Genomic DNA, 8,232 nt, shown 5'->3' with positions numbered 1-8,232 from the left:
CGTTATCAATGGGGTGAATGCTAGGGGAGAAACCAGAAAACATAGTACAGAACGTATTAAATTTAACAATAATACTAATTGTTAAATTTCCGTTACATAGTTATAAATTTCCCCGCCGACTTACTTACAAGCGGGGATGGAAACTTGTAAACACATTGAAAATGTCGGTCAATCACCTGTAGGGACTACATTTTTAGAGGTAGGTACAGGAAGGAGAATTAATACTCCTCTAGGATTTTGGCTGTTAAGAGCAGAAAGAATTATTACTGTTGATTTAGTTCTCTCAATGAAATCACTTTAGACTCTTTCTTTTCACAAAAAGATACAGAGATACTTAGTATTACATCAGCATATATCGTTGCTCATTTTTAGCTTCTTCCTTATTTTATTATAAGTAATAAGCAGGTATAAATCACATAGCAATAATTTATTCAACTTAATTTATGAAAATTTGGCTTATTCAACGTTCCGAATCTACACCTCATGATGGCTTTGGCGATGCTAGAATTATGAGAACAGGTATGATTGCCAAGGTGCTGGCTGAACGCGGCCATACAGTTATATGGTGGACATCAACTTTTAATCATTTTAAGCATTGCCATAGATATAAAACAGATACTCGTGTAGAAGTGTCAAATAACTATCATATCCAATATGTCCGAGGTTTTGGTTATCAAAAAAACCTTTCCATATCCAGGATAATAGACAACATTTTGATAGCAAGAAGGTTTAAATTACTTGCTTATAAAGACACTGATAAACCAGATATAATTCTGGCTTCTGTTCCAACTATAGAATTGGCTAGGGAAGCAGTTCAGTACGGTTTAAAGTTTGGTATTCCAGTTGTTCTCGATATTCGTGATTTATGGCCAGACGTAATTTATGACTTTTTCCCGACTTACCTTAGGTCCCTGCTGAGTCTAGCTTTTATTCCCATGGTGTGGCAATTAAAACAAGCCTGTAGTCATGCAACGGGTATTGTTGGTTTGACTAATGCTTTTGTCGATTGGGGAATTGCTCATGCTGACCGCCCTAGAAATACAAATGATAGGGTGTTTAGGATGGGATATTGGTCGGAAAAGGAATTAACAGATAAACACGAAGAATTTTCTTATAATTTTTGGCAAAGTCAGGAAATTGAGAAGAATGACGATTGTCTTTTGGTAATTTTTTTGGGTACGCTGGGTCAATCTTTTGATCTAATTCCAATAATAGAGGCAGCCAAAATATTACAAGAGAAAAAGTCAAACGCAAAATTCATTATTTGTGGTTCTGGAGTAAAGCTTACATTTTGGCAAAATCAGGCCGCCAATCTCAGTAATATTCACTTTACAGGTTGGATTGATAAACATGAAATTATCACCCTATTAAAAATAGCAGATATTGGACTTGCTCCCTACATTAACTCCATTAACTATGCTGATACTCCTGGAAATAAACCAGGTGAATACATGTCTGGTGGTTTGGCAATAGCATTAAGTCTGGAGAACGGTAGTCTTTATGATATCATTCATGAATATGAATGTGGTTTTAGCTATCATAATTCTCCAGAATTGCTAGCTTCTGAACTCGATCAATTATCAAAAAACCGCGAACGGTTAGAAACAATGAAACAAAATTCCATCGCGACATTTAAAAACTTGTTTGATGCCAAAGTTGTTTACAATCAATTGGCTGAATACCTAGAAAGCTTTGTTTCATCAGAAAATTAGTAGAAGTTACATCAGTGATACATATGCCAAACTCCCATATCGCCACCGTCTCTAACATTAATTACAATCCATCTCTTGTGGCTAAAATAGCTAAATTGATAATTCCTATTTTGGCTAAAATCTTACCTGCTAGTATCTATAAGTTAGTCTACGATTTTCTCTACCGCACTTATCAAGTTTTGCTTCGCTATCTTTATGGAGTTAAAGCTTTCGCCGCTGGTATTTATGGAGATAAATCTCTCAGGATGAAAACATCTCTGACTTGGAAACTCTTACCCTACACAATGGGCGGTAGTAAGGCTTTAGAAAATACTTTTGAAGTAACTGCATTAGCTGAATTGAGAAATCTACCCGGGGCAATTGTAGAGTGTGGCGTTGCCCAGGGTGGAACATCGGCAATGATGGCTTTAACTAATAGATTACTGGGTCAACAGACGCGACAAAAATGGTTATTTGACTCCTACGAAGGCCTACCAGAACCGACGGCTGAAGATTACGAAGGAGGTAAAGCGGGTAACTTTATCCGTCCCCTCCCCAAAGGCTCCTGTTTAGGAACCATAGAACAAGTCAGTGAACTTATGTTTGACAAACTAGGCTTTCCTCAAGCAGAAACTCATCTGGTTAAAGGGTGGTTTCAAGATACTGTTCCAGCCTATCGCCAGCAAGTTGGTGAAATAGCAGTGTTACGACTAGATGGCGACTGGTATGAGTCAACCAAAGTACCTCTAGAAAACTTTTATGGCCTTGTGGTTACTGGCGGTTTGATCATCGTCGATGATTATGCCACCTGTTTTGGTTCCCGTAAAGCTGTTGATGAATTTCGCTCTGTTCACAGTATCACCAATCCCCTCAAACCCGATGGACGAGGAGGAGTATGGTTCGAGAAGTAACCCAGATATTTACAGCAGATTTCATTGCTATGAGGTACAAATCATAATAATAAAACTCTTGTGGGGTGGGCATCTTGCCCGCCCATAGTGTACCTCATTACACCGGAAAGTGCTGTATCACTGAAACTTTCTTCTACCATGGAACTATACCAATTAAGCAATACTAATTTAACTATTTCCCGAATCATTTTTGGTTGTGAACCCCTTGGGGGGACTGACTGGGGAAAAGTTGATGAGCAACAACTAGAGCAATCCGTGAGCAAAGCCTTGGACTTAGGTATTAACTGCTTTGATGTTGCTGATGTCTATGGTTTAGGTCGGGCGGAAGAAAGACTAGGCCAAATTTTGGGAGCTAAAAGACATGAGGTTGTTATTATCTCCAAGTTTGGGGTTAATTGGCAACCTCCCCTAGGAAAAAATCGCGCTCATACTTTTCTTGACTCCAGCCCCCATAGAGTTGTCACTGCACTGGAAAATAGTTTGAGTCGGTTAAAACTTGACTGCATTCCTATCTATTTGATTCATTGGCCTGATCCCAAAACTCCCATTGAAGACACCATAGAAGCACTTTGTAAATGTCAAGCCATGGGCAAAATCCAACATTTTGGAGTTTCTAATTTTCCTCTGCCATTGTTACAGCAAGCCCATAGCTGGCATAAAATACCCTTTGTTGAACTGCAATACAACTTGGTTGACCGTAGCTCAGAAATAGAACTACTTCCTTACTGCCTTACAGAACACATTAACGTCTTTGCCTACGGGTCACTGGCACAAGGCCTACTTACGGGTAAGTATGATGTAAACACAAAATTCAGTCAAGATGATCGTCGGCATCGTTTACCCCATTTCCAACCAGATACCTTAGCAAAAAACTTGTCAATTATTGACAAGTTAAACAAATTAAGTCAAATTCATAACAAAAAAGTATCACAGGTTGCCATTCGTTGGCTTCTTGACCAACCTGGTGTGTCCGCTGCCATTGTTGGTGCTAAAACTCCTGAGCAAACTGAGATGAACATTGCTGCCCTTGGTTGGCATCTCTCAGAACAAGATCAAGAATACCTTAATTGCAATCAAAACTCTTAGAAAAGTGAGAAGTGAAAAACTAGCACACCAAATCCGTAAACACGCACTGAGAATGACCAGTTTAGGAAAAAGCTCCCATATTGGTTCTGTATTCTCCATAGCTGATATTCTAGCGGTCTTATATGGCGAAATTCTTCAGGTTGACCCTCAGAACCCAACTTGGCCAGCAAGAGATCGTTTTATACTTAGCAAAGGCCATGCTGGAGCGGGAGTGTACGCAGTTCTAGCAGAACGGGGCTTTTTCCCTGCTGAGAAACTAAACACTCATTATCAAGATGGTTCTGACCTTAGTGGTCATGTTTCTCACAAGGGTATCCCCGGTGTTGAGTTTTCCACAGGTTCCCTGGGACATGGACTTTCTGTCGGTGCGGGAATGGCCTATGGGGGTAAACTTGATGACCTCAGCCATAGGGTTTTTGTCTTACTCAGTGATGGAGAGTGTGATGAGGGATCTAACTGGGAAGCGATTCTTTTTGCCGCTCATCATCATCTTGATAACTTAGTTGCAATCATAGATTACAATAAGCTTCAAAGTATTACAACGATCAAAGAAACCCTTAACTTAGAACCCTTTGCTGACAAATGGCGTAGTTTTGGGTGGGCGGTTCAAGAAATTGACGGACATGATCATTCAGCAATTCGATCGGCTTGCTTACAAATTCCCTTTGAGCTTGGCAAACCTAATTGCATAATTGCCCACACTACTAAGGGGAAAGGAGTTTCCTTTATGGAAGATTCTGTACTTTGGCATTATCGTTCCGCCCAAGGAGAAGAATATGAAAAGGCTCTACAGGAGTTGAACTTACAACTATGAGAAATGCTTTTATCCAACGTTTGTTGGAATTAGCGGAGTCTGATCCAAGAATCATGTTACTTACTGGTGATCTTGGTTTTGGCGTCTTTGAGAAATTTGCTCAACGTTACCCCAAACAATTTCTCAATGTGGGCGTAGCAGAACAAAACTTAACAGGTTTAGCGACGGGGTTAGCGTTGGAAGGACGAATACCCTTTACCTATTCCCTTGCCAATTTCCCTACACTGCGTTGTTTAGAACAAATTCGCAATGATGCTTGTTATCACAACGCCAATGTGAAAGTTGTCTGTATGGGTGGAGGCTTTAGCTATGGTGCATTGGGAATTTCTCATCATGCTACTGAAGATTTGAGCATTCTCAGAGCCTTACCAGATATAACAATAGTTGCTCCTGGAGATGACTGGGAAGCGTCTGAAGCTACTTCATCTTTAGCCAATACCCAAGGCACATGTTACCTGCGACTTGATAAAAGTAGCGCAGGAATGACTAATCAACATCAAGAAGTATTTACACTAGGTAAAGCCAGGAAGTTACGTGATGGTAGTGACATCACATTGATTAGTATTGGTGGTATCCTGAATGAAACCTTGAAAGCCGCAAAACTATTGGCAGATAAAGAAATAGAGTCTCGCGTTATCAGTTTACATACACTGAAACCACTGGATAAAGAAGTCATATTTGATGCAGCTAAAAACACAGGAGGTATTGTAACAATTGAAGAAAATACCATTCAAGGTGGCTTAGGGGGAGCAGTAGCGGAAGTTTGTTTGGAAAACGGTATTATTCCGCAGATTTTTTGCAGAATAGGTTTACCAGACTGTTTCTCGTCTCTTGTGGGCAGTCAAGATTATTTGCGATCGCAATACAAAATGAGTGCTGAACACATCTATAACAAAGTTATTATGAGCTTAAATTCAACCGATAAACAAAAATAAAAACATATGAAAAGATTGTTTGACACAGTTGCATCTGCAATTGGGTTACTCCTGTGTTTTCCCGTTTTCCTGGTTGCAGGTACTCTGATTTGGTTGCAGGACTTTTGTTCTCCCTTGTATGTAGCAACTAGAATTGGTCTCAAAGGTAAGCCTTTTCAGATGCTCAAATTGCGCTCAATGGTTGTTAATGCTGATCGTATAGGGGTTGATTCAACTTCAGCTAATGATCCGAGAATTACGCAGGTTGGTCACTTTATCCGCAGGTATAAGTTGGATGAACTATCTCAACTTTGGAATGTACTCAAAGGGGAGATGAGCTTAGTAGGTCCACGTCCCAATGTGCGACGAGAAGTGAACCTGTACACAAGCACAGAAATGAAATTACTTTCCGTGAAGCCTGGTATTACAGATATATCCTCAATAGTTTTCTCCGATTTGGGTGAAATACTGAGAAACCACTCAGATCCGGACATTGCCTATAATCAGCTAGTTCGTCCTTGGAAGAGTAGATTAAGCTTGATTTATATAGAAAATCAGTCATTTATATTGGATATAAAACTGATTCTAATTACTGTCATGAGCATATTCTCTCGCAGATTAGCAATAAGAGAAGTTACCAAAATTTTAGTAAATTTGCAGGTAGACAGGCAACTTATTCAAATTGCCTCCAGACAAACAGAGCTTTATCCTTTTCCTCCACCGGGAGCTACAGAAATTGTAATCTCTCGTGAGCATGTATATTGAATATTGAATGCCCGTTGGGACTTAAAACTTATAACTTAAAAACTTATAACTTAACAGTACCAACCAAATATGAGTAAACAGGCGATCGCCTACCTATAATAGTTAGGGTGCGATCGCTGATCTGAAAAAAGATGAAAACAGACAAGCTATTTTACCGTATATTCCTAACTCAACCTGGTATCCTTGCCGAACTTATACCGGGAATCCCGCCAGACTGTGAGTTTGAATACTGCGCCCCTGTGATTAAAGAACAGGAATTTCGCCACGATGGGGTATTAACTCCCATAGGGGAAGATATCAACCTACCCATAGTATTTCTGGAAGCCCAAATGCAAACAGATAAGGGTTTTTATGGGCGCTATTTTGCCGAAGTTTACTTATATCTGAAACAATACAACATCAGCAGACCATGGCGGGGACTAATCATCATCAAATCCCGTGGTCATGAACTGGGGTCAGAAATACCTTATGGAGATTTACAGCAAAAAGTACAGAGACTTTACCTGGAAGACTTGCTGTCAGAGACAGACCTAAGTCCTAACCTGGGAATATTACAGTTAATTGTTCTTCCTCAAAAGCGGGTAGGTGAAGCAGCCCAAAAACTACTACAAAATGTAGAGAACAAGACGCAATTCACACAAAGACTAGACTTGATAGAGGCTATACTAGTAAGCAAATTCCCCCAAATCAGTCCAGAGGAAATATTAAAGATGTTAGACCTGAAAACAGCAGATATTACCCAGACAAGATTCTATCGGGATGTGTTTCAACTGGGAGCCAAGGAAGGTAGACAGGAAGGTAGACAAGAAGGTAGACAAGAAGGTAAACAAGAGGGTAGACAAGAAGGTAAACAAGAGGGTGAAGCCCAGCTAATTATCCGTCTGTTGAACCGTCGCTGTGGGGTATTGTCACCCAACCAAGAAGCTCAAATCCGTTCCTTAGACCTGAATCAACTGGAGTCCCTAGGGGAAGCTCTCCTAGATTTTACTACCATTGCTGACCTAGAAGCCTGGTTAAATAGTACACATCAGAAAAAATAGGAATATACTACCAAATATACTAGTGCTGGTGCGATCGCCTACCTATAATAGTTAGGGTGCGATCGCGGCTCTGAAAAAAGATGAAAACAGACAAGCTATTTTACCGTATATTCCTAACTCAACCAGGTATCCTTGCCGAACTTATACCAGGAATCCCTCCAGACTGTGAGTTTGAATACTGCGCCCCTGTGATCAAAGAACAGGAATTTCGCCACGATGGGGTATTAACTCCCATAGGGGACGACCTCAACCTACCCATAGTATTTCTGGAAGCCCAAATGCAAACAGATAAGGGTTTTTATGGGCGCTATTTTGCCGAAGTTTACTTATATCTGAAACAATACAACATCAGCAGACCATGGCGGGGACTAGTCATCCTCAAATCCCGTGGTCATGAACTGGGGTCAGAAATACCTTATCGATCAATCTTAAAGGAAGACGTACAGAGACTTTACCTGGAAGACTTGCTATCAGAAACAGACCTAAGTCCTAACCTGGGAATATTACAGTTAATTGTTCTCCCTCAAAACCGGGTAGGTGAAGCAGCCCAAAAACTACTGCAGAATGTAGAGAACAAAACCCAATTCACACAAAGACTAGACTTGATAGAGGCTATACTAGTCAGCAAATTCCCCCAAATCAGTCCAGAGGAAATATTAAAGATGTTAGACCTGAAAACAGCAGATATTACCCAGACAAGATTCTATCGGGATGTGTTTCAACTAGGAGCTAAGGAGGGTAAAGCCGAAGGTAAACAGGAGGGTGAAGCCCAGCTAATTATTCGTCAGGTTAATCGTCGCTGTGGGGTATTGTCACCCAACCAAGAAGCTCAAATCCGTTCCTTAGACCTGAATCAACTGGAGTCCCTAGGGGAAGCTCTCCTAGATTTTACTACCATTGCTGACCTAGAAGCTTGGTTAAATGGTACAAATCAGGAAAAATAGGAATATTAGTATTAAATACACTGGTGCTGGTGCGATCGCCTACCTATAATAGTTAGGGTGCGATCGC

General features: G+C 40.4%; 9 protein-coding genes. All 9 read left to right on the top strand.

Going from position 1 to position 8,232, the window contains the following annotated elements:
* The first annotated feature begins 136 nt into the window (after positions 1-136).
* The 9 genes from IQ237_RS22935 (at position 137) to IQ237_RS22895 (ending at position 8,165) form a co-directional block, all read left to right on the top strand.
* Positions 137-301, top strand: a complete 165-nt coding sequence (locus tag IQ237_RS22935; RefSeq protein WP_194059316.1) for a hypothetical protein — start codon at positions 137-139, stop codon at positions 299-301.
* Positions 302-443: 142 nt separating this feature from the next.
* Positions 444-1,712, top strand: coding sequence for a glycosyltransferase family 4 protein (locus tag IQ237_RS22930; RefSeq protein WP_194059314.1), 1,269 nt, complete (start codon positions 444-446; stop codon positions 1,710-1,712).
* Between the two features lie 77 nt (positions 1,713-1,789).
* Positions 1,790-2,602, top strand: coding sequence for a TylF/MycF/NovP-related O-methyltransferase (locus IQ237_RS22925; RefSeq protein WP_309225807.1), 813 nt, complete (start codon positions 1,790-1,792; stop codon positions 2,600-2,602).
* 138 nt (positions 2,603-2,740) lie between these two features.
* Entirely contained in the window at positions 2,741-3,688 is a 948-nt protein-coding gene (locus IQ237_RS22920) for an aldo/keto reductase (protein WP_194059311.1), read from the top strand.
* A gap of 4 nt (positions 3,689-3,692) precedes the next feature.
* Positions 3,693-4,502 carry a transketolase gene (locus tag IQ237_RS22915; protein ID WP_309225806.1) on the top strand — a complete coding sequence of 270 codons (810 nt, stop codon included), beginning with the start codon at positions 3,693-3,695 and terminating at the stop codon, positions 4,500-4,502.
* Entirely contained in the window at positions 4,499-5,437 is a 939-nt protein-coding gene (locus IQ237_RS22910) for a transketolase family protein (RefSeq protein ID WP_194059309.1), read from the top strand. Before IQ237_RS22915 ends, IQ237_RS22910 begins: the two co-directional genes overlap by 4 nt.
* A 6-nt stretch (positions 5,438-5,443) precedes the next feature.
* The gene (locus IQ237_RS22905) at positions 5,444-6,181 is read left to right on the top strand and encodes a sugar transferase (RefSeq protein WP_194059307.1); all 738 of its coding nucleotides are present in this window, start codon (positions 5,444-5,446) and stop codon (positions 6,179-6,181) included.
* Between the two features lie 131 nt (positions 6,182-6,312).
* Entirely contained in the window at positions 6,313-7,221 is a 909-nt protein-coding gene (locus IQ237_RS22900) for a DUF2887 domain-containing protein (protein WP_194059305.1), read from the top strand.
* Between the two features lie 80 nt (positions 7,222-7,301).
* On the top strand, positions 7,302-8,165 hold the full coding sequence (locus IQ237_RS22895) for a DUF2887 domain-containing protein (protein WP_194059303.1): 864 nt from the start codon (positions 7,302-7,304) through the stop codon (positions 8,163-8,165).
* The last annotated feature ends 67 nt before the right edge of the window (positions 8,166-8,232 follow it).

Origin of the sequence: Sphaerospermopsis sp. LEGE 08334 (assembly GCF_015207205.1) — a bacterium.
Classification (GTDB): Bacteria; Cyanobacteriota; Cyanobacteriia; order Cyanobacteriales; family Nostocaceae; genus Sphaerospermopsis.
This window is presented reverse-complemented; position numbering and strand designations above follow the sequence as displayed.